The organism is Leptospira johnsonii (assembly GCF_003112675.1).
Classification (GTDB): domain Bacteria; phylum Spirochaetota; class Leptospiria; order Leptospirales; family Leptospiraceae; genus Leptospira_B; species Leptospira_B johnsonii.
Genome location: NZ_BFAY01000006.1, coordinates 96,794 through 123,471, shown reverse-complemented (window position 1 = coordinate 123,471; position 26,678 = coordinate 96,794). Strand labels below are relative to the sequence as shown.

General features: G+C 41.4%; 24 protein-coding genes. 17 read left to right on the top strand and 7 right to left on the bottom strand.

Annotated elements, in window-relative coordinates; genetic code table 11:
• The first annotated feature begins 1 nt into the window (after window position 1).
• Window positions 2-730 (top strand): SDR family NAD(P)-dependent oxidoreductase, encoded by a 729-nt coding sequence (locus LPTSP_RS04185; protein WP_108927581.1) that lies wholly within the window; start codon window positions 2-4, stop codon window positions 728-730.
• 18 nt (window positions 731-748) lie between these two features.
• Window positions 749-2,242, top strand: coding sequence for an FAD-binding oxidoreductase (locus tag LPTSP_RS04180; RefSeq protein ID WP_108927580.1), 1,494 nt, complete (start codon window positions 749-751; stop codon window positions 2,240-2,242).
• 141 nt (window positions 2,243-2,383) lie between these two features.
• On the opposite strand, the gene LPTSP_RS04175 is transcribed toward LPTSP_RS04180, so the two are convergent.
• Window positions 2,384-3,913, bottom strand: a complete 1,530-nt coding sequence (locus LPTSP_RS04175; RefSeq protein ID WP_108927579.1) for an LA_3751/LA_3752 family putative glycosyltransferase — start codon at window positions 3,911-3,913, stop codon at window positions 2,384-2,386.
• Window positions 3,914-4,034: 121 nt separating this feature from the next.
• Between LPTSP_RS04175 and LPTSP_RS04170 the strand changes: the two genes are divergently transcribed.
• Together LPTSP_RS04170 and LPTSP_RS04165 are read left to right on the top strand one after the other, a co-directional pair.
• Window positions 4,035-5,678, top strand: a complete 1,644-nt coding sequence (locus tag LPTSP_RS04170) for a hypothetical protein (protein ID WP_245915470.1) — start codon at window positions 4,035-4,037, stop codon at window positions 5,676-5,678.
• Window positions 5,679-5,773: 95 nt separating this feature from the next.
• Complete coding sequence (locus LPTSP_RS04165) at window positions 5,774-7,057, top strand: EAL domain-containing protein (RefSeq protein WP_167396407.1); 1,284 nt, start codon at window positions 5,774-5,776, stop codon at window positions 7,055-7,057.
• Between the two features lie 36 nt (window positions 7,058-7,093).
• Here LPTSP_RS04165 and LPTSP_RS04160 read toward each other — a convergent pair whose 3' ends face one another.
• Window positions 7,094-8,254 (bottom strand): DUF1577 domain-containing protein, encoded by a 1,161-nt coding sequence (locus LPTSP_RS04160; protein ID WP_108927576.1) that lies wholly within the window; start codon window positions 8,252-8,254, stop codon window positions 7,094-7,096.
• An 88-nt stretch (window positions 8,255-8,342) separates the two neighbouring features.
• Here LPTSP_RS04160 and guaB point away from each other — a divergent pair, with 88 nt between their 5' ends.
• The 3 genes from guaB (at window position 8,343) to LPTSP_RS04145 (ending at window position 11,392) form a co-directional block, all read left to right on the top strand.
• Window positions 8,343-9,869, top strand: coding sequence for an IMP dehydrogenase (gene guaB / locus LPTSP_RS04155; RefSeq protein ID WP_108927575.1), 1,527 nt, complete (start codon window positions 8,343-8,345; stop codon window positions 9,867-9,869).
• An 81-nt stretch (window positions 9,870-9,950) separates the two neighbouring features.
• Complete coding sequence (locus LPTSP_RS04150; protein ID WP_108927574.1) at window positions 9,951-10,694, top strand: outer membrane lipoprotein-sorting protein; 744 nt, start codon at window positions 9,951-9,953, stop codon at window positions 10,692-10,694.
• Window positions 10,694-11,392, top strand: coding sequence for a 16S rRNA (uracil(1498)-N(3))-methyltransferase (locus tag LPTSP_RS04145; protein ID WP_108927573.1), 699 nt, complete (start codon window positions 10,694-10,696; stop codon window positions 11,390-11,392). The genes LPTSP_RS04150 and LPTSP_RS04145 overlap by 1 nt, the downstream gene beginning before the upstream one ends.
• On the opposite strand, the gene LPTSP_RS19035 is transcribed toward LPTSP_RS04145, so the two are convergent.
• Window positions 11,393-11,731, bottom strand: a complete 339-nt coding sequence (locus LPTSP_RS19035) for a hypothetical protein (protein ID WP_135354747.1) — start codon at window positions 11,729-11,731, stop codon at window positions 11,393-11,395. It lies immediately after the preceding gene.
• Window positions 11,732-11,833: 102 nt separating this feature from the next.
• Here LPTSP_RS19035 and thiS point away from each other — a divergent pair, with 102 nt between their 5' ends.
• The 3 genes from thiS to LPTSP_RS04130 all read left to right on the top strand — a co-directional run bounded on the left by thiS (window position 11,834) and on the right by LPTSP_RS04130 (window position 13,615).
• Window positions 11,834-12,034, top strand: a complete 201-nt coding sequence (gene thiS, locus LPTSP_RS04140; RefSeq protein WP_108927572.1) for a sulfur carrier protein ThiS — start codon at window positions 11,834-11,836, stop codon at window positions 12,032-12,034.
• A gap of 7 nt (window positions 12,035-12,041) precedes the next feature.
• Window positions 12,042-12,710: a thiamine phosphate synthase gene (locus LPTSP_RS04135; RefSeq protein ID WP_108927571.1), complete on the top strand. Its 669-nt coding sequence runs from the start codon at window positions 12,042-12,044 to the stop codon at window positions 12,708-12,710.
• Window positions 12,711-12,784: 74 nt separating this feature from the next.
• Entirely contained in the window at window positions 12,785-13,615 is an 831-nt protein-coding gene (locus LPTSP_RS04130; RefSeq protein ID WP_020771613.1) for a WecB/TagA/CpsF family glycosyltransferase, read from the top strand.
• Window positions 13,616-13,679: 64 nt separating this feature from the next.
• Here LPTSP_RS04130 and LPTSP_RS04125 read toward each other — a convergent pair whose 3' ends face one another.
• Window positions 13,680-17,384 (bottom strand): tetratricopeptide repeat protein, encoded by a 3,705-nt coding sequence (locus LPTSP_RS04125; RefSeq protein ID WP_108927570.1) that lies wholly within the window; start codon window positions 17,382-17,384, stop codon window positions 13,680-13,682.
• Window positions 17,385-17,506: 122 nt separating this feature from the next.
• Here LPTSP_RS04125 and LPTSP_RS04120 point away from each other — a divergent pair, with 122 nt between their 5' ends.
• Both LPTSP_RS04120 and LPTSP_RS04115 read left to right on the top strand, forming a co-directional pair.
• A complete protein-coding gene (locus tag LPTSP_RS04120; RefSeq protein ID WP_108927569.1) occupies window positions 17,507-18,385 on the top strand; it encodes an early set domain-containing protein in 879 nt (292 codons plus the stop codon).
• A 31-nt stretch (window positions 18,386-18,416) separates the two neighbouring features.
• On the top strand, window positions 18,417-19,139 hold the full coding sequence (locus LPTSP_RS04115) for a hypothetical protein (RefSeq protein WP_108927568.1): 723 nt from the start codon (window positions 18,417-18,419) through the stop codon (window positions 19,137-19,139).
• 19 nt (window positions 19,140-19,158) lie between these two features.
• Here LPTSP_RS04115 and trxB read toward each other — a convergent pair whose 3' ends face one another.
• A complete protein-coding gene (gene trxB, locus LPTSP_RS04110; RefSeq protein WP_108927567.1) occupies window positions 19,159-20,106 on the bottom strand; it encodes a thioredoxin-disulfide reductase in 948 nt (315 codons plus the stop codon).
• Window positions 20,107-20,276: 170 nt separating this feature from the next.
• On the opposite strand from trxB, the gene LPTSP_RS04105 reads away from it, so the two are divergent.
• On the top strand, window positions 20,277-21,587 hold the full coding sequence (locus LPTSP_RS04105) for an LA_2490 family SGNH/GDSL-type esterase (RefSeq protein ID WP_108927566.1): 1,311 nt from the start codon (window positions 20,277-20,279) through the stop codon (window positions 21,585-21,587).
• Complete coding sequence (locus LPTSP_RS04100; protein ID WP_108927565.1) at window positions 21,577-23,007, top strand: MBOAT family O-acyltransferase; 1,431 nt, start codon at window positions 21,577-21,579, stop codon at window positions 23,005-23,007. The genes LPTSP_RS04105 and LPTSP_RS04100 overlap by 11 nt, the downstream gene beginning before the upstream one ends.
• A gap of 95 nt (window positions 23,008-23,102) precedes the next feature.
• On the opposite strand, the gene LPTSP_RS04095 is transcribed toward LPTSP_RS04100, so the two are convergent.
• Window positions 23,103-24,146, bottom strand: coding sequence for an LA_2486 family SGNH/GDSL-type esterase (locus tag LPTSP_RS04095; protein WP_108927564.1), 1,044 nt, complete (start codon window positions 24,144-24,146; stop codon window positions 23,103-23,105).
• On the bottom strand, window positions 24,143-24,691 hold the full coding sequence (locus LPTSP_RS04090) for a tetratricopeptide repeat protein (protein WP_108927563.1): 549 nt from the start codon (window positions 24,689-24,691) through the stop codon (window positions 24,143-24,145). Before LPTSP_RS04090 ends, LPTSP_RS04095 begins: the two co-directional genes overlap by 4 nt.
• A 172-nt stretch (window positions 24,692-24,863) precedes the next feature.
• Between LPTSP_RS04090 and xerD the strand changes: the two genes are divergently transcribed.
• Genes xerD through LPTSP_RS04075 form a run of 3 tightly spaced genes read left to right on the top strand, consistent with a single transcriptional unit; the run spans window position 24,864 to window position 26,668 of the window.
• Window positions 24,864-25,760 (top strand): site-specific tyrosine recombinase XerD, encoded by an 897-nt coding sequence (xerD, locus tag LPTSP_RS04085; protein ID WP_108927810.1) that lies wholly within the window; start codon window positions 24,864-24,866, stop codon window positions 25,758-25,760.
• A gap of 17 nt (window positions 25,761-25,777) precedes the next feature.
• Window positions 25,778-26,203 (top strand): ATP-binding protein, encoded by a 426-nt coding sequence (locus LPTSP_RS04080; protein ID WP_108927562.1) that lies wholly within the window; start codon window positions 25,778-25,780, stop codon window positions 26,201-26,203.
• Window positions 26,204-26,263: 60 nt separating this feature from the next.
• Window positions 26,264-26,668: an LA_2478/LA_2722/LA_4182 family protein gene (locus tag LPTSP_RS04075; RefSeq protein WP_108927561.1), complete on the top strand. Its 405-nt coding sequence runs from the start codon at window positions 26,264-26,266 to the stop codon at window positions 26,666-26,668.
• Window positions 26,669-26,678 lie beyond the last annotated feature (10 nt).

Below are 26,678 nucleotides of genomic sequence, written 5' to 3'. Positions count from 1 at the left end.
TATGGCTAAAAAGATCATCGTAGTAGGCGCTTCTAGCGGTATCGGAAAAGAAATTGCATCTCAATTGATCGAACAGGGACATCAGGTCGCTGCCTTTGCAAGAAGAGAGAAGGAACTGAAAAAACTTCCTTCTTCCTCCAAAGGTAAAAACTTATTCGTCAAACATGACGTAACGGAATACTCAAAGGTCCCGGGAGAATTTGCTAAGGCTGTAAAAGCTTTAGGCGGCTTGGACGAAATTTATTACGCTTCCGGTGTGATGCATAGAGTAGGAGCAGACGAATTTCCAGTCGATAAAGACTTAGAAATGTTAGAAGTGAATCTTTTAGGTTGTGTGGCTTGGTTGGATTCCGCAGCTACATATTTCCAAGAGAAGAAGGCCGGCAAAATTATTGGTATCTCTTCCATCGCAGGTGACAGAGGCCGTAGAGGAAATCCGGTTTATAACGCATCTAAAGCGGGAATGTCCACTTACCTAGAAGCTTTACGTAATCGTTTAGCGGTGAAAGGTGTTCAAGTTGTAACAGTAAAACCTGGTATGATCCAAACTCCAATGACGGAAGGTCTGCCCGGTCTTATGTGGCTCATCACTGCTAAAGAAGCTGCACAAGTCATATTAGAAAAAGTGAATGCGGGAAAAGAGAACTTCTACGTGCCTGCTCGTTGGGCCTTGGTCTCTTTGATCATTCGACTTATCCCTTCTTTTATTTTCAGAAGACTTTCCGTTTAAGGAAAAGGTGATCTAAAAATGGCAACTGCCTCTAAGAAAAAGACCGTTAAAAAAAAGACATCTCCCAAAGCTAAAAAAGCAGGCTTCGATCTGAAAGAGTTCGAGTCCCGTTTAAGTCCTGTCCAAAAGGTGGAAGCATGGGGGATGAACCATTTCTCCAATAGTAAGGTTTTTTTACCTACATCCATCCAGGACTTTAAAGATCTATTCTCTTATGCAAGAGATACGAACACAAAGGTCGCATTTAGAGGTGGTGGCTGCAGTTATGGCGATGCAGCTACAAACGAGAAAGGGATCGTAGTAGATATTCGTAATTTTAACAAGATCTTGTCCTTTGATCCTAAAACAGGGATCTTGGTCGCTGAGTCCGGAGTTACCATTAAACAACTTTGGGAGTTCGGGATCGAAAGAGGATATTGGCCTCCCGTTGTAAGTGGAACAATGTTCCCAACTTTAGGCGGAGCGCTTTCTATGAATATTCATGGAAAGAATAACTTTGCTGTTGGGCCAATCGGAGATCATATCCAAGAATTTACATTTTTAAGTCCTGACGGAAAAGAATCCGTTTGTACCCCCAAAAAGAATTCGGATATATTTTATTCCGCGATTTCCGGTTTCGGAATGCTCGGAGCATTTTTAACGGTTACGATCAAACTGAAAAAAATCTACTCTGGCAAGATGAAGGTTTGGCCGGTGAATACCGCAAACCTCCAAGAGATGTACGATTATTTCGAAAGAGAATATAAACAATCCGACTATTTAGTTGGTTGGGTGGATTCATTTGCTTCCGGAAAAGCCCTGGGAAGAGGCCAGATCCACAAAGCAGTCCATCTAAAAGCGGGAGAGGATCCTGGGTTTCCTGAAAATTGCAAATTGGAAAACCAAATTTTGCCAAGCACATTCTTAGGGATCATTCCTAAGTCTTGGATGTGGTTGTTCATGTATCCTTTCAGCAATAAACTTGGAATGAGATTTGTGAACTTCGGAAAATGGATCTCCGGATTTTTAAACAATAATAAACCTTATCAGCAAGGACATGCGGAATACGCTTTTCTTTTGGACTATGTTCCGAATTGGAAATTTATGTACAAGCCTGGTGCGATGATCCAATACCAAAGTTTTATTCCGAAAGAGAACGCAGTGAAAGGTTTCGAAGAGATCCTTAGTATTTGCCAAAAAAGAGGGATCGTGAACTGGCTTGCAGTCTTTAAGAAGCATAGACCTGACAAGTTTTTACTCACTCATGCAGTAGACGGTTATTCGATGGCTATGGACTTTCCAGTCACCAAAGGAAATAAAACGAAACTTTGGGAACTTGCTAAAGAACTGGATGAGATCGTAGTGAAGAATGGAGGAAGATTCTATTTTGCAAAAGATAGCACTCTTCGTCCCGAAGTTTACAGAAGATCCATGCCTAAACAGAACCTGGAAAAGTTCAGGGCCATGAAAAAGAAACTAGATCCGAAAAATCTATTAGAGTCGGATTTGTTTAGAAGGGTCTGGGGAAAATAAAACCTCACTATTGAGCCGCGTGCAGGAACTCCTGCGCGCGAGGTGATGATGAGTGAAATGGTGTAGAGGAATTCTACCATCGAGTGCATTTAACTCTAATGCCGTGTTGGAGTTCCTACACGGCAAGAGATTTGATTAATATCACTTTGCTATTTTAGAAAACTCTAAAGTCTCCATATTAATCGACGGACTTTGGTAGAATGTCCTGTTCTTAAATTCAAAATGTTCCGATTTAGGGACCAAAATTTCTTTCGGATAAGAATCCTTAAAGCCGACTACAGTTACTTGGGTCCTTCCGAGCCCATACAATTTTTCTAAAAGTACATCAAAGGATTCAGCTGAATCGATTTCGTATACTTCTCTTTCTTCTCTGAACGAATTGGGAGGTAAGAATACGGAACCTTTTCTGTAGATCACAGTTTTGGAAGTGTGATCGCTGAGTTCTCTTTGCTCAGTCACGACCGACTTCGTAAATTTGTAATATAACCTGTCGAATACGATTCCACCTACGATAGAGTAAGAAAGAAGAAGGATGGCTGTAATCTGGAATGGTTTACTAAGCTTCTCCCAATTTTTTTCTAAGATGGAAAATAGGAACAAAAGTAAAAAGGGGAGAATGGTCATTAAGAACCTAGGCCCGAATAATACTCCTTGCCAAAATCTGGTAGAAGTCAAAAAACCTGAGAGGAGTATAAATATCCCTAATCCGTATAAGGTCCGAGTTAAAGGATCCGATTTTGGTCTCCATAAAACGATAAACGCTAAGGCAGGATAGGCTCCCAATAATCCCAAAGAACCATTCCCTAAAAACACCAATTGACCTAGGTAATAGATCTGAGAAACGAATTCATAAGAAGAGGATTCTTGCAGATATCCTCTGGAGCCTAAAGGATGTCCAACCACAGAATAATTGATCACAGCTTGGAGGATCAAAAAAGTCCCAAAAGTAAATGGAAACAAGGCTGTTTTTGGATTTCTGAATATTCTAAAAGCATAAACTAAGGAGAGACTGGCTGCCAATAAGATCGTTTCTTGTCGAAAGAATGCCGCAAATCCGAAAAATCCGCCTGCAAATACTAGGTCCGTGGATCTGGAAGATCCTTCTTCTTTGAGTAAAAAATAGATCCCTTGGGTCACTCCGTAGATTGCTAAAACCGTTTCGGAAAGGTCCGTGGAGAATAAACTGAATGCGGAACCTAAGAGTAGTAAGATCAAAAAGAAAAACTTAGATTTTTCCTTCAGTCCTAGTAGTTCGCCAATTTGGAACAATGCTCTTAAAGTTAAAACTCCAAAGATTAAAGATAAGAAGAAACTTCCGAATCTTCCGAAAAAATAAGCGAAGGGATACTGGATCGCTGTATAATAAAAAGGAAAAACATAATAACATTTTCCTTTATAAACATGGGTCATGGTGGACCCTTTTTTGAGATCCAAAGGCAAAAATCTAAATTCTGGATCTATTTCTTTTCCGGAGTATCTACAGGAAAAATCCGGAAAACCGTTTTGTAGAAGGTCTGCAAGTTGTTGCTGCTTGATCGCTCCATCCCCGACCCGGATCCCTGTTTGGTATTGCCATGCCAGAAATATGGACAAGAATACCGTTCCAAAAATCAGAAAGCCTGAAGACTTGCCGGTAAAGGAAGAGACCCGGAAAAGAAGACGATTCAACATTCTGCTAAGAAGCCTCGGGAAAATCCAGGGTCAAGAAGAAATCCCCAAAGAAAGTTTTGGACCATTCTTTAGCGTCCGAATTCTGAATGACACTTAGATTCCGAATGTTTCTTTGGAAGAAGTGGTTCCTCTTTTAGAAAAGATCCGATCCTTCTTCCAAAAGCCTCTTCCTAAATTCTTTTTTCCGATCTCCTGTATTTTATTTGCTTATGTGATGATCGTGAACTCCTGGGTAACAGAAGATGCTTATATCAGTTTTAGGACTGTGGAGAATTTTTTAAATGGGCAGGGCTTGAGATGGAATACTTATGAAAGAGTCCAGGCTTATACTCATCCTCTTTGGTTATTCGGTCTGATCTTTCTTTCCTTTTGGAAGATTCCAGTATATTATTCTTCTTTAATTCTTTCCTGGATTTGTGTTGGTGCGACTTCTTATCTTCTCATTTCTCGCTTTGAAAAAAAAGAAGGCTATCTTTCGGCCTCTTGGATTCTTTTGGTATTACTCACTTCCAGGGCGTTCGTGGATTTTTCTAGTTCCGGTTTGGAAAACCCTCTGTCTTTTCTGCTTATAGTTTTGTTTTTAAATAAGGCCTTCGATCTGGAGAAACGATGCGATTTGCAGGACCTTCTTCTTTTCTTTTTTTATCTTTCCTTATCTTATCTGAACAGACAGGACACGATTCTTTTTGGACTCCCATTTCTTTTATACCTGTACAAACCTGTAAAAGAGAGAAAATCTTGGGGTAGATTCATAGGTGCAGCAGTTTTGGGACTTCTACCTATTCTTCTCTGGTCTGGATTTTCATTGGTATATTACGGATATCTGTTCCCGAATACCGCATATGCAAAATTGAACACGGATCTTACCGTTTCTCATCTTTGGCCTTATGGTCTGGACTATTTGGAAAATAGTTTTCGCTGGGATCTTTTTACTTCGGTTGCGATTGCCATTGCGATTTTACTTTTACCTTATTTCATCTGGAAAAAGAAGTTTTTGGAGGCTGCTCTTTCTTCCGGCATTGGGCTTTATATTCTATATGTTTGCTCCATAGGCGGGGATTTTATGTCGGGAAGATTTTTTGCTCTTCCTTTTGTGGCCTGCGTGTTCTTACTTTCGGAGCTTTCACCCTCATATCTTCCTAGAGTGGGCGTTCTATTTTTTGTCGCCTTATTCTTGTTAAACCAAAACTCTTATTTGTATATTACAAAAGACTATACAAGACTTAGAAATGACGGAGAGATCCAGGACGAAAAAGGTGCTTATTTTAGAAGCACGAACTTTCTGCGTTCCGTCCAATTCCGGGAATTCCCAACTCATGGCTGGGCAGAAGCCGGTAGAAAGTTTAAAAAGGCTCCTAACGAACCTGATAAGGCCTGCGCCACGATCAACGTAGGCTTTTACGGTTATTTTGCGGGACAAGATCGTAAGATTGTGGACTCAAACGCTTTAACAGACCCTTTATTAAGTAAATTGAAATCAGTTTCTAATTGGAGAGTAGGGCATTTTACTCGAAATATTCCTTTAGGATACTTGGAATCTGTTTCCTCCGGACAAAACAAGATCCAAGATCCGGATCTGAAAGTATACTATGATCGATTGAAATTGTTAACCGAATCGGAAGACCTTTTCACAAAAGAGAGATTTATGGAAATTCTCCGAGAAAACTTAGGCGGGAATAGAAATTTGATCCGAAATTCCGAGCCTAGAACTCCGTGGGTGGGTATTCCTGAAGGTTTCGGTTGTGGACTAGGAGTCGGTTACTAATTTCAGTAGCCCTCATTCTTCTTTTATCTTCAGATCTGAACTTTTGATTTTAAATTCTTGATCCTTCTTGCAGGGTTTTCATTTTATTGTTAAGAATGAGTGAAGGAAGAGCTTCTTGGAATGCATCCAAATGGCGGGAATGGTTTTCCGAAGGTGAGATCGTTCCGTACTTCCAGCCCATTTTGTCTGTTGAAAAAGACTCTATCTTTGGTTACGAAGCTCTCGCCCGTTTTAAAGACAGGGAGGGTATTGTACATAGCCTTGGGCCCTTCTTTTTAGCCGATATTCCTCATTCTTTTTCCGTCTCTGAAAGAATAGAATTCAAAAATCTTAAACTAGAAATAGATAGAACCATTCGCAAAAAAGCGGTGGAGAAGATCAGTAATGCTCCAGGCATCGATCCTAAAGCAAAACTTTTCCTGAATATTTCTCCTTCTTTCATGCAGGATTATCTTTCCTCCAAAACGGACGAAGAACCTTATACTTTACAAATCGCAAAAAGTTCCGGTTTAGATCCGAAACGGATTGTGATTGAAATTGTAGAAGAACATTTTTCCGGAGAGATCGACCAGCTAAAACCTTTGATCAATCTATACAAACGATCGGGATTTTTAGTGGCGATAGACGACCTGGGATCCAAGTCTTCTAACCTGGATCGGATCGGCGCTTTACATCCCGATATTATCAAAGTGGATTTGGGACTCATCCGTAGCTCGGTGGCCTCTAGAAATTTTCAGGAGATCTTATTCACTTTGTCCAGACTTGCCGAAAGTTTAGGCTGTTCCCTTTTATTCGAAGGTTTGGAAACCGAGACCGAATTGTACAATGCTCTCACTTATGGAGCCAGGTTTTTACAAGGTTTTTATTTTGCAGAGCCGACTCCAGAGTTGCTGGACATTAACGGTTTAAGCATCCGATTCTCCCAACTTCATGAATTATTCTTTAATTATAAAAAATACCAACTATTACGAAGGATTAAAAAGGAAAAGGAACTGGAAGATCGATTGGAATCTTCCGGCATTGAAGTGATCAATTCGGATGGTATTGCGACCATTAAATTAAGAAATTCTTACCTTTTAGAAAAATCTGTTTTTAGAATATACGTAACCAATCATGAGGGAAGGCAACTTTCTCCCAACTATTCAGGGATCTCCGATTCTGGCATGTTAGAAGACGATTCCTTTGTGGGAAGGAATTGGAGTTGGAGACCATATTTCTTGGAGCAATTTTACAAAAATGCAAAAGACTCTTCCGGCGGTTGGATCGCAAGTAATCCATATTACGATCTGGAAAGTCATCTACTCTTAGTCACTTATTCCAAAAGAATGGAAGAAGGAAATGTTCTATTTGTAGATGTTAGGATGTGGGATTTTCCTTAATTTCTATCAACTGTTGCTTAAGGTTTGATTTCTTTTTTAGCCAACTTTTACACCTGAATCTGAAAGCATACGATTTACATTGTCTATAAAACGTTTTTTCTCTCCAGGTCTCGCAGAATTTCCTTCCAAAGAAAGTCCTACATACAAATTCCCGTCCGTATCTCTTGCAACGGAACGAACAACTCCATATGCAGTGATCGGAGATTGCATTTTGAAAAATATATCGAACGTGAATCCTTTTCTTCTAGGTAGCTCGCTGTTTAGATCCGGATGATTTATCTTCACTCTCAAACCACCGGTGGAAAGATCTATTACTGCAAATCTTTCTTTGACTAGGATTGTATTGGATTCTCTGATCCGGTCAACCATATCGAAAGTGAGCGTTTTTATCTCCATCACTTCTGAGATATCAATTTCTTTATTCCTATTTTGGGCATGTACATATCCAATTGGAATTGCTTGTTCATCATGGTTGATATATATAACCGGAACGATCAGCTCGGATCTGATCTTTTGGTTGGCGTATTCTATGATCTTTTTGCGAACATCTTCTTCGTCGCCTAGCTCCTGCTCATAATCTATGAATCCGTTCGGATCGGAAGATTTAAAAGAATCTGGTTTTTGTGTATTCGGGATATATAATATTTTTCCGGTCTTTTTGACTAGATCGAATTTATCCCCGATAGAATTGAAGACGTCAATTTTGACAATATCGAACTTAGGTTTAAGAGTTCTTTCCGTGTCCGCAAAATTCACTTTTACGGAAGTGGGAATGTTGAATAAGTTCGCATCGATTGTGGTCCTGCTAGTGCGCAGGTTCGTGATCCAAACGCTTCCATCTGGAGGTTTGATCCTAGTGAATTTTCTCTCTCTGCTCGCGATGGAAACATGTTCCACTAGCATGATAAATTGGTTATTGGGTTTTTCTTCCAGAACCTCGCATTCTAGTTCGACGTATCTTGCGAGCAGTTTGTATAAAACAATATGAGCATTCAGCTTAAATTGTTCGGCCATCCGACCCTGTACTAAAATTTTTGTGGCGTCTTTATTGACGGAGAGCAGTTGAACGGATTCGTGAGTTTCCGTATCCCTTACGAGTAGATCTGTTTTGAGTAGAAATTTTCCAATGATATGGAGTTTTTTACCAGGATCTGTGATGAACTCTTTGTCTCTTTGTTTCCTTTGAACCTTTTCCATTAAATTCCTAGGTCGATCGGATTCCGGCGGAAAATTATCTTGATTCCAGCCTTTGGCTTCGTTTTGATGTAATAGGTAAGGTACACTAATGTCAAACCAATCTTACCGAGACTCCCAATTTTTAGACGGCCTATCCGGCGAAGAACTTTTCAGCATGCAAATCGGGCTTACCTATCGGGACTTTTTAGTCCTGCCCGGTTTTATCGATTTCAATCCTTCCGAAGTAGAACTAGAGACTAGATTAACAAAAAAGATCAAACTCAAAAGACCATTCGTGAGTTCCCCGATGGATACTGTGACTGAGTCCTCCATGGCTATTGCACAGGCCCTTATGGGAGGGATAGGAATTATCCATTACAATAATACTGTAGAAGAACAGGTTGCAGAAGTGAGCAAAGTGAAACGTTTCGAGAACGGATTCATTTCTGACCCTGTGGTACTAGGACCGAAAAACACAATCCACGATCTGGACAGGATCAAAGAGACTTTAGGATTTACCGGAATTCCGATCACTGCGGACGGGACCAGAAATTCTAAACTGGTAGGAATTGTAACCAATAGAGATATCGATTTTGAAAGAGATCGTTCTATTCCTGTGGAAAAAGTTATGACCACGGAGGTGATTACCGGAAAAGCGGGGATCACTTTAAAAGAAGCAAACGATATCATCAAAAAAGAGAAGATCGGAAAACTTCCGATCATTGACAAGGATGGAAAACTTGTCTCTTTAGTGAGTCGTTCCGACCTGAAAAAGAATAAGGAATTCCCAGATTCTTCCAAGGACGAGAACAAAAGACTTAGATGCGGGGCTGCGGTTTCTACCTTACCTGAATCCAGGGACAGGGTCGCTGCATTGTATGAGGCAGGAGCGGATGTGATCATCATCGACTCTGCCCAAGGAAACTCAATCTACCAGATCGAGATGCTCCAATTCATTAAATCCAATTTTAAAAATCTAGAAGTGATCGGCGGAAACGTAGTCACTCGTGGCCAAGCAGAAAATCTGATCAGCGCCGGTGCGGACGGACTTAGGATCGGAATGGGACCTGGTTCCATATGCATTACCCAAGACACCATGGCTGTGGGAAGAGCACAGGCAACCGCGGTATACCAAACTGCGGCCCATGCAGCAAAGCACGATGTTCCTGTTATTGCAGACGGTGGAATTTCCAATATCGGAGATATCGCAAATGCTTTGGCAATCGGAGCCTCCGCATGTATGATGGGATTTATGTTCGCCGGAACAACTGAGGCACCCGGAGAGTATTTTTACGAGAATGGAATACGTCTCAAAAAGTATCGCGGAATGGCAAGTATCGAAGCCATGAAAGCCGGTGGGGACAAACGTTATTTTAACGAGGGCCAAAAAGTGAAAGTGGCTCAAGGAGTCAGCGGTTCCGTCGTGGATAGAGGTTCAATTCTGAACTTTATTCCATATTTAAGCCTAGGACTACGACTTTCTTTTCAGGATATGGGATTTCGTTCCGTCCAAGACTTACATCAAGGACTTAGAGAAGGAAAACTCAGATTCGAAAGAAGGAGTGAATCCGCTCAAGCCCAAGGTTCCGTTCATAGTCTTTACTCTTATAGTGCACCTAGTTTAAGAGCAGAATAATAGAACCCTTAGATTTGTCGGGAAGGAAAGGTTTTGAAAAAGTTTCATCTTATTTCGATACTCCTAATATTCCCGATTCTCATGACTGGGAAAATTTCCCATGCTCAGGCTCCACCGGATAAAGCAAGGGTCGCCCAGGAATTAGTTGCAAGACTGGACCAGGCACTCTTGAAAGCGGACGGTTTAGTCAAAGCAAACCTGATCCTGATCAAAAAGACAGGGGATTCCTGGACATGGGATATGAGCATTTTCAGAAAGGGAGAAGATTCTCTCTCCCTATTCGAAAGCAAGGGCCGCGGTCTAGAATATAAGATCCTATTTAAGGAAGACGGAGAATTGATCTTCGCCTTCAATGCACTTTCCCGGAAAATTTTCAAAAAGAACGACGAAGAAAAATACGAGAATCATCTCAATACAGGATTCAGTTTCGTGGATCTGGCGGGAACTTCTTACCAAGCAAATTATAATCCGATCGTACAAAGCGATTTGGATATTGCAGGAAAAAAAATGAAACGAGTGGCACTTAGACCGATCGTTCCGTATTTTTATTCCAAACTCATTTTACTTTTGGAACCGGATACATTGAGACCCATTCGTTTGGATTTCCATGATAAAGACGGGGTACTTTATAAAACCATGAATATAAAGTACGGTCCTGTTAAGGTAAAAGCAAAACAGAAAGTCACAAAAGAAGATATTGTCAGTAGATTGGAAATGTTGGATCTGAATACAGGTGCGATCAGTGTACTGGAATATACTGAAGTGGATCGGGATGTAAAACCGGATCCTTCTTTATTCGAATTGGATAATCTAAACAGACTCTAATGTCCTCGGAAGAGATCGTTTTTTTCCGACCTGGGTTTTCTTCTTCTCCCGAACTGAAACTAGAGGGAGAGGAAATTTCTCATCTAAAAGCATTTCGAGTTTTTTCGGAAGAAAAAACGGTAATCATAAAGGACGGTGCAGGCGCAAGTTTTGCATACAGTGTACCTTCTTCTTCTAAAATCGGAAGTCTGATAGGTACTGAAAAAAAAGAAAGACCTAAAACTTCTGCAAAGATCGCGACCGCCATTCCTAAAGGAAACAGGCTAGAGTGGCTCATCCAAAAAGGAACAGAGCTTGGGATCACTGAATTTAATTTTTTAGTATTTTCTCATTCGGATAGAAAGGACTTAAATCCGGAAAGACTTCTGAAGGTTGCTGCAGAAGCTTCTTCTCAATCCGGTCAGGATTTTTTGCCTGAGATTAAAGGGCCGATCTCACTTTCTAAATTTTTAGAAGACTCCAAATCTAAAAAAGAGGAACTTCTTCTTTTTGATCCAAGGTCGGAGATACGGATCAATTCGGAAAACATACAAAATAGAATCGTTTTGATAGGACCGGAAGGCGGATTTAGAAAAGAAGAATTAGAACTGATTTCTCAGTATAAGATTTTATCTGTCAATGTAGGAGAATCTATTTTGAGAATAGAGACCGCTGGAATTTTTGCGGCCTCCCTGTTTAGACTAGGAAATTTGAGCTGATTATTGGCCGAATCCTGTCGCGCCTAGAATTAATACACAGTTGGTCATATAAGAATCACAATCACTTTTGCAACTTTGGGACAACTGGAAGCAAAAAGTGGAAATATTGCAGCTTGTATTGCAGTTAGAAAGACAGGTGTTTAAACCTGCTAGATTCGTAGTTGTGACTGTGGTCCCGTACTTATTTTCGCAGGCATTCTTACAGGCCGGATATGACCCGCCGGTGCAGTTTGCGTAAAATGTCGCCAAGGCATTTCCCTTGATATCTCTCTCTCCGCTATTACATGACAAAATACCTAAGAGTGCGATTGCTAGAAAAAACGGGAGAAATCGGGTCATATAAGTAAATCGTTTTCGGCCCTGATAGAACGGTAAACTAAAAAACATTCGACGTTAGCGGAGAATCGAAAGGAATGAAGTATCTAGACCGAGGTGCATGGAATGATTGTAAACGGTAAGGAATTCTCTATTCGGGAACTTTCTTCTCCGGATTTATTTTCGCTATTAGAATCCTTAAAATTAAAACCGGAAACGGTAGCGATCCAGAAGAACGGAGAGATCTTAAAAAGGGACCGTTGGAAGAACTCTTCCTTAGAGGAAGGGGATAAAATAGAGATCCTGAAATTTGTAGGCGGGGGTTGAATCGTTTTTGGAATTCCCACTTAGACCCAGACATAGTATCTGGAAAGCGCCTGGTATTTATCCAATCCTAGATCTAGAATATTGTTCCAAATTTTCCAAGGATCCGATCCGAATCGTGGAACTTTGGAATTACCAAAGAGAATGGATCCCATTCTATCAGATACGCGCCAAAAAAGAGACCCCTGAAACTTTAAAGAAGGTTTATAAAAGTCTGATAGATGCATTTCCAGATTTTCCGATCATTCTGAATGATTATTGGAAAGAGGCCTTGGAATGGAAATGTTTCGGACTTCATATAGGAAAAGAAGATTATGCTTCTCTTTCTTTAGAGGATAGGAAGAAGATCCGCTCCAGCGGATTATACCTAGGCACTTCCTGTCATAATTCCGAAGATATTGCAGGTTTAGAGCCTGGAGTCTGGGACTATACTGGTCTTGGACCGGTATACGCTACAAACTCCAAGGACACGGAAGATGTTCCCATAGGTCTTTCCGGTGTCCAAGAAGCCTTACAAATTGCTAAAATACCTGTCACTCCGATCGGAGGGATCGGTCCTAAACAGATGATAGAATTATCAGAATTGGGACCATTATCCTATGCAATGATCGCTTCCGCATCGGAAAAAGATTCCTTTTACGATTGCATTCGTATCCTTAAGGAGATAAAGAATCCGTAAAGGACCAGGTTTTTGGAGGTTCGGAACCCTAAGTTTCAATTGACTCCCAAATTATGTCCAATAAGATGATCCCTATGAAACAGCCAGGGGAAATACGCCATCTATCTGCAAAGGATGATCGCGACTACTTACTAGATTATCAGACCCTGAATGTGGACGATTTGGAAAAGGCTCCCATTTTAGGTGTACCTTTTGATAACGCCAGCCTAGACGAGGCGGTGGCAAAAATTTATCATCTCATGGAAGAGAAGGATAAATTCCATCATGTTCTTCTTTTGGATCCTATCAAGACTATGGCTCTTCGCAAAGGGAAGAAGTTACATCGGATCGCGCAAAAAGCTAGCTTAATCTTAGCGGAAGGTGCAGGTCTACAATGGGCCGCTAAAAAATTAGGTGGAGAATTAAAAGAAAGAATTCCCACAATCGCACTCATGATGGACTTAGTTCGTCTTTGCGAGCTTAGAAATTATTCTATTTTTCTTTTGGGTGGAAAGGAAGAGATCGTCGAGAAAGTTTATTTCAATCTTTCCAGACATTTTCCAGGAGTTAGGATCGTAGGACGTCATGCCGGATACTTAAACACACAACGCGAGTTGCTTGTAAAAGAATCCATCCGTAAGACAAGTCCGAATATTATATTTCTTGCAATGGATTTTCCAGATCAAGAGATCTGGGTCGAAAATAACACCGCATTTTTCGGTCACGCAGTTGTGATCGGTGTAGGTCCTGCTATGGACATTCTTTCCGGAAAGGTAAAAAAAGCTCCAAATGTTTTCAAACTCAAGGGCTTAACCTGGCTTTGGAGAATTATGGTCCGTCCTTGGAGATTAATCCGCCTGAGCAGAATGTTCGGATTCTTTATCGTAGTTGCTATTAAATCTCTTTTTGTAAAAAAGAAAAAGTAATTATTTCAGATCTGTTTTGCACAGAGTTCACAGAGAACTTTTCTTTGTGAATCTTGACTAGTATTTACTTACGAACTAGATCCTTAATCGAATCCAAGGTTGGAGAAACCCAATCTTCTAAGAGGGGTTCTCTTTTAAGAGCTTCTTTTTTGAATAAAAGATCTTTGTTAGAAAGTGAAATTTCGCTGGCTTCGTTTATCTTGCGCGCAGTTTCGATCGCCTTCCAATAATTCTGTAGAGCCTGAGCTGTATAATTCTCTGATTCTTGTGCGTTCGCTTTTTTAGAAAGAGTTTCGTAACAAGCGCCAATATTATTATAAGCAGCGGTCAGAGTTTGATACACTTCCTGGTGGTATGGATCTTCCGTTTTAGGAGAACTCATCTGAGGAAGTTTTTCTTCCATATCATCTTTCACTCTTAGGAAATATCCAAGAGCGGTTTTAGTCTGGCCGGTATAAAAGAATGCGTTTCCTTTTGCCATAAGAAGAGTAGGATTATAATATTCGTCCTTATCTTCGAAACCCGTCCAATCCGCCAAAGACTTGTCGAAGTCGGAATCCATATATTCCACCCAGCCTTTGAAAAATTTCATTTCTCTCAACATGGATGCAGGAAGTTCTCTTCTCCATTTGCGGACAAGTTCGAACTTAGGTTCTTCCGAATCCACTTTCGCGAATTCTTGGAGGGAATTTCTAAGTTCATTCCTGCGATTTCTTTTTTCTTCCTCTTCTTTTAAGACGGAGAGACTTTTTTCATCAGATTCGGAGCGGGAACGGAATGGATAAATTTTTCGACCGGGGAATTCTTTCAGCGAATCCTTGTCGGAAAGTCCTGCGGACAATAAGTATCTGATTTTCCCAAGATCGAAATGGATACGTGCAGGATTTCCTTCGAATAAAGTTTCGTCTTCGTCTTTAGAACCGAACCAACGCTCACTTATTTCGTAACGGGATTCTGCTTCTTTTAAAAGATCTTTTGCTTCTTCAAAGTTTCCTACGCGGATAGAATGTTCTGCAAGTTCCAGGACCGCGAGCCAATGTTTTGGATCTAAAGTTGCCGCTTTTTCGAAGAACCTTCTAGCCTGGCTATTTTCCTTTTGAGAAAGATAATATTGTCCTCTTTGGTAATAACCTTCCGCGTAATCTTTTCCTTCGATCTCAACTCCAGTCCTTTCGTCTTCCATGGACTTTCTATATATCGTATCTAAGAGTCGGATTGCACTTTCTTCTATTTCTATCCCGGAAACTTGGTCAACAGGATTGATATTATATTTGATCCTAAGTTCTTCCGGGTCGATTGCAGCGTAAAAAGATGCAAGTTTTGCCAAAGTGTAGAAGGGGAGTTCGGACTCCATGTCCAGATTGTTCCTAAGCAGACGATGGTGATTTAAAACGAATTGAGGATCTCCACTTTCTTTCCACATTTCTAAATAAGTGGAAACAAGCCCTGATTGGCCTTGGATACTTTTAGGATTCGCTTCTACGATCCTATTATAGAAAGAAGCTGCTTTTCCGAATTCTCTTCTATTATAATATATTTTAGCGATACCAGCTGTTGAATCCTCGTCATAAGGACTTTCCCCATCCGTGAATACCTTGGAATAATAATCAACGGCTAACGCGTCGTTTTTATATCTTCCTTTTTTGCCTTCTGCAGGTTCTGCGAAATCAGGCATGATCTGAGAATGGAACCAGCCTAGATTTCTATAGGTATTATTATCATGAGTCCTTTCTTTTAGTCTCATTGCAAGGAATGCACCAGCGATCAGTACCTTTCTAGGAGTTTTTTCCTGGTCCAAAAGGAATTTGATCCCTTCTTTTCCTTGGTTTACGCCTGCGCTGTTTTTTAGCTTTTTATCATTCCAAGATTCTCCTTGGGCCAATCGGACCATAGGAGACTGTTCTCTTTTATTCCAAGAATCTAATGTTCCCATTCCAAGATCCGGCTCTATCTTACCGAATAATTTTTGGAAAGAGAGTTCGTATTCTCCCGCTCGGCTGTATTCCACTCCGTAGCGGTTCATGTATTTCAAATTATAAGGATCTATATCGAATCCTTTATCATAAGAATCTTCTATACTGATCAGATATTTTTTTCTCTCTTCTTCGCCTAAAGTTCCTGCGAACCTTTTAGCTCCCATCTCACGGATTTGTTCCAGACCCGCTTCGTAATTCTGAGCTGCCTGTCTAGGAAGAATGATATGTTTGTAAGTGAAATAACTTCCGAATCCGATGAGGATCGCCGCGGCAGCAGCGAAGAATGTCCTACGGATCTTCTTCCTTCTCTCTAAAAGACCTTCTCTGGTATAGATCGGGTCGGAAGATATGATAGGAACACCGTCAGCGGAATAAGCGCCACTTCTATCTGTGAGAGCAACTGTAATCCCTAACGCGGAGGACAAGAATGCAGCGATATCCTCCGGGGTACTTTCTATTTTAATAAGTTCTAATAGATCCCTTTGGGCCTTTTTGGAAAGACGGTCTTGGACTATGGACTCTATGACCGTTCTGCGTAGAAGCGGAGGATAACGAAGTATTTCTCTTTGGATGATTGCGAGTTCTTCGTCAGTGAGAGACTTGTCTATTTCGTCCTTATCTTCTCCACCCAAAGAGCGTAAGTCTTCTTCGAAGGAAGCAGCTCCCATATCCTCGTCTCCGGAGTCCGAGTCCAGATCTGGGGAGAAGCTTGTAAAATCGGAAGATTCCGGAACGGACTCCATTTCCATTGCGGATGCAGGTTCGGTCGCAAAATCTGCAAATGGATCCGATTCTGGAACAGAGGTTGCTCCGGAAAGATCGGAGAATGGATCGTGATCTCCTCCTGAAACAGGTGCGAAATCTGCAAATGGGTCTGAGTCTGTAGGAGCTTCGGCAAAATTATCAGCGCCTCCAAAGTCTCCGGAAGGTTCCGAATCGAAACCACCCAGGTCTCCGAAGTCTGACTCGCCGGAAGGGGAGGCTCCGAACGGATCTCCTTCTTCTAAACCGAATTCGTCTCCGGGAGTATCTTCCATTCCGGAAGCGTCGAATGCTGCAAATGGATCGTCACTGGCTGCAGTTGTAGGAGCTTCGAAATCTTCAAGACCCGAGCCTGCGAACGGATCTTCAGAATCTGAGCTAGGCGTTGCCCCAAAATCTTCCATTCCTAGATCGGAATCTGCAAAAGGATCGGAGCTTGGAGTAGAACCGAGGTCTTCGTTAGGAGAAGTTTCAAAAGGAGTATCTAGTTCAGGAGCGGAATCGAATCCGCCAAATGGATCTTCACTTGTAGGAGCTCCGAAATCTTCGAAACCCGCGGAAGGTTCCTCTGCTTCAGGAGCTGCCCCGAAATCATCCAGTCCGGAGTCTGCAAATGGGTCCGATTCTGGCTCTGGAGTTGCAAAATCACCGAAATCGTCGGATTCTGTAGGAGCTTCGTCAAATCCACCAAATGGATCTTCTCCCGCATCTGCGCTCGGTTCGCCTCCTTGAGAAGGCTCAGTTAATAATTCATCTAGATCAATATCGTCGTCTTCGGAGAAGGATAATGGCTTTGGCTTTTGGATAGGCGTAGGAGCTTCGTCCTCATCGCCTAGATCGAAACTTTCTTCGGATCCTTCTTCCGCTTGGTCCTCGTCGTCGTCCCCGATAGATATAGGAACGCCGTATCCCATCTTTTCACGAAAAGTGGAAAGCATAGGATTCAAATCTTCGGAGGATTCCGGATTCTTGTTCAACGGATCCAAGATGGAGCGGATCTGATCCAGTTCCTGTTCTGAATAATCAGCCATAAAGTCCTTCCAATAGTATCGGCTGGTCTCAGAAAGAGCAAAGATTTTTTCCTTATGTCGGATCTAGGACAAGCCCCGGAAATACGCTTAGGGTTTCCGGGAAATCCTACGACAATCGGTTTATGGTGCATAAAGCCAAGGCGGTTGCCTTACTTACCTTAATATTGACCTTCGCCCTAGCTGCGGAGGAGGCGGAAGATTGGATCGGAGCCTTCCGGTCCGTGGATTATGAGGAAGGAGAAGAAGCCCTTCCTGAGGAAAAAATTTATTATTTCTGGCAATTGGAAAATTTGAGAAAGGCTGTCCCTCCTAGGTTTATCCGATTTGTGGATACTTTCTCCGCTTTAAAGACCGGGAAACTATTGAACCGTGGGGTTTTATTCAGTTATGAAGGTCTTGCAAACGACGAGGTAAGCGTGTGCGGAGAATTCAGTCATTGGCAATGTGTTTCCTTACAGAAAAACGATAAGGGAATTTTTTACGGAGTGGTGGACATTCACGGAGACCAACTTTACGAACCGAAACCTGCCTATGAATACAAGTTTAAAGTGGATGGGATCTTCACACACGATCCAGAAAATCCGGATACCGTAGAAGATGGAGAAGGTTCTCTAATATCCAGGATCGCATTCAGAGAAGGCGGACCTAATAAACAAACAAGCACCAGGGTCTTAGAAGATTCTCCTTACGAAGAAAGAGAATTTAGAACTGTAGAATTCAGAATTTACCAACCACAAGCAGAATCAGTAAGTCTGATCGGAGATTTTAATCATTGGGATCCAGAATCGGACTTCTTGATCAAAGAAAGGAACGGAACCTTTAAAGTAGTAAAGAAATTGAAACCGGGCGAATACCAATACAATTTCCTGGTAGATGGAAAGATCGTAGTGGATACTTATAATCCTCTTACGGTGTTAAGAGAAGACACTGGAGAGATCTCCTCTGCATTAGTAGTTCCTACCAGAACCGGAGTTTTGGAAAGAAAGAAGATTGACCCCTAAGGCATAAGAACGGATTGTTTAGATCCGTTCTATGGAAAAGCTGCGTCTCTCCGTATATTTTGTGATCGGGATCATCGTCATCCTGATCGTATTTACCCTCTTAAAAAGTTGGTTCGTATACGACCGAGGGATAGAGCTCGCAAAACATCCGTCTAACAGCATCCAAACGGTTTATGTAGAACCGGACGACGATCTGGTAGAACATTCTTCCGTAGTTTGGGGAAAATTTTTATACTACCCGTTAGGCCTCAATAGGGACAGAGAAAACTTCGGTCCGCGTAAAACCTTAAATCATGCACAAAACCTTGTCTTCGTAGACTTACAAACTGGAAGGAACCGTAAGGTATTCAATAAAAGTGTATATATCTGGGACTATTTTTACGGGGCAGAACCTGAAAAGCCGAGTGCCGATTCTGAAACACAAGAGGTTTCTGAGGATGTATTCTCCGGTTTAAAAACTGGAAAAAAATTCGTGATCGTTGGGATGCCTGAGGATACGAATAAAGACGGTTATCTGAACCAAAAGGATTCTAAGAAAGTTTTTGTATACGATCCGAACTCCGACGAACTACTTCCCATTCTTCCCAAAAAATTCTATCTGGAAAAGATCCTACCGGACACTCCTGAAAACAAACTCGTAATGATCGTAAAAAGGGAAGAAGAGTCCAGTCCCAACAAAAAGAAACCGAACCTTCCTACATTATATATTTATGATACTCTTCAGAAAAGAGGTCAGATGATAGAGCGCCCATAATACTATAGGCGCTGTATTTCTACTCTCCCTGAGCTTCTAACCATCTCTCCGCTTCTAGAGCTGCCATACATCCTGAGCCCGCGGCGGTTATCGCTTGGCGATATGTTTTGTCCTGAACATCTCCTGCAGCAAATACACCTTCTACACTTGTGCGAGTTGTGCCGGGAACGGTTTTGATATAACCTGTTTCATCCAGATCCAATTGACCTTCGAAAATTTCAGTATTCGGTTTATGGCCGATCGCATAGAAGAGACCGCCCACAGGAAGTTCTTTCGTTTTTCCTGTAGTTAATTCTTTCACAGAAAGGGAAGTGAGTTGGTTTCCATTTCCTTGTGCGCCTTCTACAGCAGTGTTCCAGATAATTTCTATTTTAGGATGAGTGGTGGCTCTTTTCTGCATGATCTTAGAAGCTCTTAAAGAATCTCTTCTGTGGATCAAATATACTTTGGATGCGAACTTAGTCAGGTGAGCTGCTTCTTCCACTGCAGAATCTCCTCCGCCTACAACTGCCAATTCCTTGTTTCTGTAAATCGGAAGTGCTCCGTCGCAAACTGCACAGGCTGAAATTCCTTTTTGCCAATATGAGTCTTCGCCTGGGATGAACATTCTTTTTGCAGTAGCGCCTGTTGCGATAATCACAGTCTCCGCTTCTATCAATTCATCGTCGGACCAAATACGGAAAGGTCTCTTGGAGAAGTCCACTTTTGTGATGGTTTGGGTGATAATTTTAGTACCGTATTTTTCGGATTGAGCGCGGAACAAATTCGTGAGTTGGGTTCCGTCTATACCTTCCGGAAATCCTGGAAAATTTTCCACCTCAGTGGTGGTGGTGAGCTGGCCGCCTGCGGCGATCCCCCCCGCCATAAACCCTTCGTACATAACAGGATTCAAATTCGCTCTGGCTGCGTAAATCGCTGCCGTATGACCCGCAGGACCGGATCCAATGATGACTACTTTATGGGGCATCTCATTTCCTCTAATGATTTAGAATGATTCTAAATTGATTTTATTTTTAGACTGGAGAATTGTAAAGTAGATCTTTTTTTTCCAAAAGAAAGAGTCGGAATTCCTACAGTCCCTTTCCTAGATGAATTGTCTTGTCATCCGGGTAGGAATCCAAATGCTATCCAGTATTCATGGATTTCGCCAAAAAATCGTTTTTCGGCCTAGTTTTTTTGATACTGATCTTCCTCGGAACCGAAGCCGGTTTGGTTCTATTACGCAGTCCTTCTCTCCAATATTATAGAGATCTCAAACTTATCCATAGTTTTCATCCGGATTACTACGTGGCCTTGGAGCCTGGCCAATCCAAATATGTCAGTCATTTTGCTGGAAAATGGGAAGGTCAGTTCAGTATCAATTCACTCGGCCTCCGAGGAAAGGAAGAACCTATCCCTGGAAAACCGAAACTTCTCTGCTTGGGAGATAGTTTGGTGATGGGATTCGGAGTAGGCGACTCGGACACATTCTGCCAACTCTTGGACGGGATAGAATTAAAGGGAGAAGCAAGACAAGCTTTGAATCTAGGAGTCGACGCTTACGGATCCAGAGGTTCTTATTATAGACTCAAAGATATTTCATCCAAACTGGATAACGTAAAAGAAGTTCTATTCTTTATTTCTCCTAACGATTTCGATATGCCGGAAGTGCTTGCAAAAAAAGGAATATTGCCTGACGACCAAACGGACGCAATCAGAGAAAAAGATTCGAATTATGCCAGAAATTTTAAATTACAATTTATTTTAACAAGAATTTCTTATACACTCCAAGCACTCAAACTCGCCTACGAGCAGATCCAAGTCACATTTGCGGTCACCAAACTTTCAGTATGTAAAGAGCTGGATTCCGCAGGATTTTATAGATGCAGACTTTTGGACGGGGACGAAGTTTCCACCGGACCTAAAAAGCCTTCCGGAAATGTAGTTTCTTATTTTGAATCTTCCTTTTTTCGAACTGTGAAAAGATCGAACTGTGATTCGGATATCACACCAACTTCTGCAGTATTCGGGGCAATGTGTCCTGAACCAATCCCTTCTCATGTGACATGCACGGATTCAGCCCCTTCTTTAGAAACTCTTCCTTCCTTGCCGGAGCTTACACAAGAATATTATCAAAAGATGATAGATCTTGCCAAGGAAAGAGGATTCAAACTGGTTCCGGTCATTCTTCCTATCCAAATAGAAGAGATCTATTGTTATAATAATGGAAAATACCATCCTTTAGAAAATTATGCGACTCGCGCATCGGCATTCTTCGAAAAGCGCGGAGTGAAAGTTTTACGTTTCAAAAAAGAAACCGCTTCCATGTGTGGTTTTGATCAAAACGGTAAAAAATTTGGGATCTTAGATCATTATATTCCGGAAGACGGGCATTTTACTAAAAGAGGAAATATTTGGGCGGCGGATTCTCTCAAAGCCAAATTGAAGGAGACAGATCTTGCTCTTTAATTCCCTTCATTATTTAATTTTTGCGCCCGTAGTCATCTTAGTTTATTTTCTGGTACCTTCCAGATTCCAAAAACTTTGGTTATTAGTCACAAGTTTATATTTTTATGCGGTTTTTCGCGTTCCGTTCATCTTATTACTGATCTACTCCATTGCGATCACATATTTTTGCACGCTCTGGATGGATAAGTCTGAGTCCAGATTCGGAAAATTATTTTTCCTGAATATAGCCATCTGGGGAAACCTCTCGCTTCTTTACTTCTTTAAGTATCTGGATTTTTCTTTTACGGTTTGGAATACGATCCTAGGGCTTGTGCCTTGTGAGCCTTACTATGCGTATCCATCCGGTATCCTGTTGCCTATGGGGATTTCCTTTTTTACATTGCAGGCGATCGCTTACGCGGTGGATGTATATCATAAAAAAGTAAAACGAGCGGAGAGCTTATTCCAATTCGGATTATTCTTAAGTTTCTTTCCACAATTGGTGGCTGGACCTATCATCCGCGCCCAGGATATGCTCCATCAATTTCTGGACACATATACATTCAAAAAAGAAAATTTACTTCCGGGGATCAGACAACTTGCCTGGGGACTTTTCAAAAAAACATTCGTAGCAGATCCTATCGCGGCAGTTATCGATCCGGTATTTGCGGATCCTCTCCATTACGGTTGGTTTTCTTTAGCGGTCACAGGTTCCTTATACATCATACAAATGTACTGCGACTTTTCCGGATATTCGGATGTAGCTATCGGAACCGGAAGGATCATGGGATTCCATATCCCAATCAACTTTAGACAGCCGTTCCTTTCTCAAACAGTTTCCGAGTTCTGGAGACGTTGGCATATTTCATTCAGTTCTTGGTTGAAAGAATACGTATATATCTTCTTAGGCGGAAACAAAAAAGGTATTTCCAGAACTTATATAAACTTATTTCTCACAACATTTGTGAGCGGGATATGGCATGGAGCCGATTGGAATTTTGTTGTCTGGGGATTCGTACACGCAAGTTTAATGGTGATCGAAAGATTCGCATTCTCTTTCGAAAGGATCAAAAACTATTGGGACAAGATCCCAAGCACTATCAAAGTAGCGTATCCATTCACCATCTTCGGGATTTCCATGTATTTCTTCCGAGCAAGACCTGTCGAAGGGATCGGTAACAGTGTCCAAGTAGGTTGGGCCATGGTAAGCAGAATGTTCTCTGGAGCCGAAGGTGATTTCTTATCCGTACCGTTATCCGTTCTTGCCACTGTATTCATCCTAATGTTCGGAGATTATCTGATGGAAAAAGAAACTCCTTGGGCAAAAAAACTTTTCGAGAATCGTATCTGGGTCTATGGGATTTCCGGCATACTGATCTCTATCTGTTTTATCTTATATAGTGTGACTGTAAGCGCGCCTTTCTTGTATTTCCAATTTTAGGATTTGGGCGGCTCCCTCGCTTTGCTCGGGTCGTGCTGCTTCGACTTCGCGCATTCACGCTCATCCGAGCTTCACTCGGACTAAAGGTCTACGCATCACTGCCGCGTAGATTTTGCTAATTCTTCCGCGATAAAATGATAGAGTGCAGGATTTGGATGTCCGTCTTTTGGAATAAAAATCTCTTTATCATTCTTTTTCCATAAATCATAGATTGGCTGTTGGAGATCCAACACCGGAATTCTGGAATCGATTGCGATTTGTCTGACTTCCTTCACTAAGGCGGAATCTACTACAGGCTCGTATTTTTCGTTCGGTTCTGGAAGAAATACCAGAACAAGTGGGATCTTCTTCTCTTTTACAAATTCAAACAAAGAAACGGCCGCTTTTCTATGAGGATGATCCGGACCTAAAACAGCTCCGCTGGAAGGGATCACTAAATTATCCCTAGACTCGGGCTTGTACTTTTCATAAATAATTTTGAATGTGTTGAATACTGCACTGTATTTAGAAAGAAGATAAGAAACTCGGACGAATATTCTCTTCTTTAGAGAATTCTGTAATTCTAATTCTCTATAAGAATCGGTAAAATCCGAAATATGATAGATCCAGTAGGCAACAAGAGGAGGGGACGAATTTTCTAAAACTTCGGATAGTCTTTCCTGGATGCCGAAACTTCCGAGTGCATCCACTCCCAAATTCCTGACACCTAACTGACCTTTCCTTTCTTGGAAAATCGAATGGACAGCCCAAGGAAGGGTTTGTTGGTCGGAAACCAGATATCCCAAAGCCACAGAGTCTCCCAAAATCCAAACTTCCGGAGTATCTATCCTGTAGGAGCTCCAACTGCGGGTTTCATTAGAAGAAGTGAGTCTTTCTCCTCTCGAATCCGTAGAAACACGATAGCGAATATTTTTCTCCGGATGATAAAGTTCTAAACTTTGGTTCGGGCAAAGTCTCATCCAAGGAATGGAAAACAGGTTTTTCGGAGTTTGTAGGCAATGTAGTTTTTTATCTTCCAATCTGAATTGAACGGAAGGGAAATAAGGAAGTCGAAGTAGAACTTCTAAGGATAAAAAAATAAAAATAGAATATAATAAAAACTGAAAACGAATTTTTCTAGAATGGGCAGTTTCTCTCATTTACCCGAAGTTTCCTCGTAGAGTTTTTTCTCGCAAACCGCAAAGAGTCTTTTGGAAGCGGGATTGGATTCAGGGATCCGATTTTCTATAAACCGTTTCCTTTCCGAAACATTCTTCTTGGAATCTAAGATGCAGGAACTTAGGAACCTGGCCAAACTCTCTCTGTCTTTGTCCCAACTTTCCGAAAATCCTCTCAAAATGGTTTCAGTTTCGTCTTTGGACCCTGCTAATAAATAAATTTCCAACAGATAAAGAAGTATCTCCGGATTTTTAGGATCCTTTTTGAGAGCTTTTTCTAGATACAAAGCAGCCGATCCGGGTGCTTCTCCGCTTTCCGCTAAAAGAATTCCTAAATTTTTATTCGCCGTAAAATTTTCAGGATTTTCTCTAAGTGCTAAATCGTAATAATACAAAGCCTCTGCAGTGTTACCTTGAGCTTCTTTTTCTCTAGCCTTGCTCGCTAACTCCCCCGAGGAATCGCAATTCAAAGCAATTTGGGACATAAGCAAAATTATGGCGTATCGGAACTTCTGTCTCATTTCCATAGTTTTTTTTCCCTTAGGGGATAAGAAAAGGGCGGTTTTTTGTTATGTCGGCCCGTCGAATTTGTACAATTTACGGGCCACCTCGCGCCGCAATCTTAAAAAAGTTTCAATCTCGAGGGAGAATTTGTCCGAAGGATTTAGTACTGTAATAATCGGAAGCGGGACTAAGAAAGTGACATCTTCTCATAAGAATCTACTCCAAAATTTTCAAGAATACCTCTCGGTTGAGAAGGGTCTGAGCGACAATTCCATTTACTCGTACGGATACGATCTGAACAAGTTTAAGAACTTCCTCGAAAAAGAACATCTGGACTTCTTGGAAGTCCAAGCGAACGACATAGTTCGTTTCTTGAACGAGGAAAGGAATCGTAAAATTTCCGCAAAGACGATCGCTCGCGAAGTGGTTGCAATTCGCCAATTTTATAAATTTCTAAAAGACGAAAAGAAGCTGGATTCCAATCCGACGGAGAAGATCGAAACTCCGGAAGTGATGAGATCCATCCCAGATTATCTGACTCAAGAAGAGATCGAAGAATTGTTCACTGTGATCAAAGAGGATAATCTCTACGAACTCAGAGACAAATGTATTTTCGAACTTCTGTATTCTTCCGGACTTAGGATCTCGGAAGCATGTAATCTGAGACTGACCGACATGGATATGTCTGGAATGACCCTGACCGTAGAAGGTAAGGGCGGACGCCAAAGACTAGTTCCTTTCGGTGAGAAGTCATTGGATATTCTGAACCGTTACTTGAAACAGAGCAGACCTTATATTCTGAAAAACAGAAATTGTGATTATCTTTTCGTTTCCAAAAAAGGATCTTTTATCAACAGAAAATCGGTTTGGAGACTTCTAAACCATTATATCAAAAGGACCAGTATCAAGAAAAAAGTGACTCCACATACTTTGAGACACTCTTTCGCGACACATCTTTTGGAAAACCACGCAGATCTAAAATCGGTTCAGGAACTATTGGGACATATCGATATTTCCACCACACAGATCTATACTCATATGGCGAATAAAACTCTGAAGGAAGTTCATAAGAAATTCCATCCTAGAGGATAATTGCCCCGGACCGAATTTTGGCGGAGATTAAAAAAACCGATTATTCGAATCAGTTTCGGATACAAGTTCCTTCCCATCCGCGTTACGTGAGTGTAGCGCGGAATTTCGTTTATAACCTAGCAAGAGAATCCGGATTTTCCCTTTATGATGCTGCCGATCTTAAATTGGCAGTGGGGGAATGCCTTCTGAACGTGATCAAACACGCTTACCTAGGAAAAACGAATTATCCTATTTTTCTGGAAGTCACAGTGCTCGAGAATCGTATGGAAGTGCGTATTCGGGATTTCGGAGTTCAAAAAAATATTTCCGAAATTCGAGGATACGATCCCGGAGATTATAGAGAAGAAGGGATCGGACTATACCTGGTTCGAAAATTAACGGACCATTTTTATATAGACCAATCCGGGAAAGGGAATCGTCTGATTCTCACAAAAATGAAATAATTAAAAAGAACGGCTTGCAGAATAGTAGAATTGTCCGTCTATTCTGTATAATTCGAGCATATGCTTTCAGTAACCCAAATGAAATTCATCTCTATACTAGTATTTTCGGTCTTTATTCTTTCATGTAGAAAGGGACCATCCTTATCGAAAGATGAAGTGAAGGAACTCAGCCAAAATTATATTAAAGAGTTGTGTAAAAAGAATTTAGAATGTTCTGCCCAGTATCTGGAGACACTTCCTTCCGGAGAACAGAGTGCTGCAAAGTCCGGATTTTCTTCCCTGGACCAGTGTATGGCAGAACAAAGTAACCAGTCCATTCTTACCGACGATTACGAAAGAATTACCGATCAGCAGATCGAAAAAATCAAAAGATGTATGGACGATCTTCTCAAGACTCCTTGTTCCGAAATGGAGCAGGCGGGCGGGATCCCATCTTGCAGGGATTTGTTTCCGGACGGCGGCTGAAAAAACGATA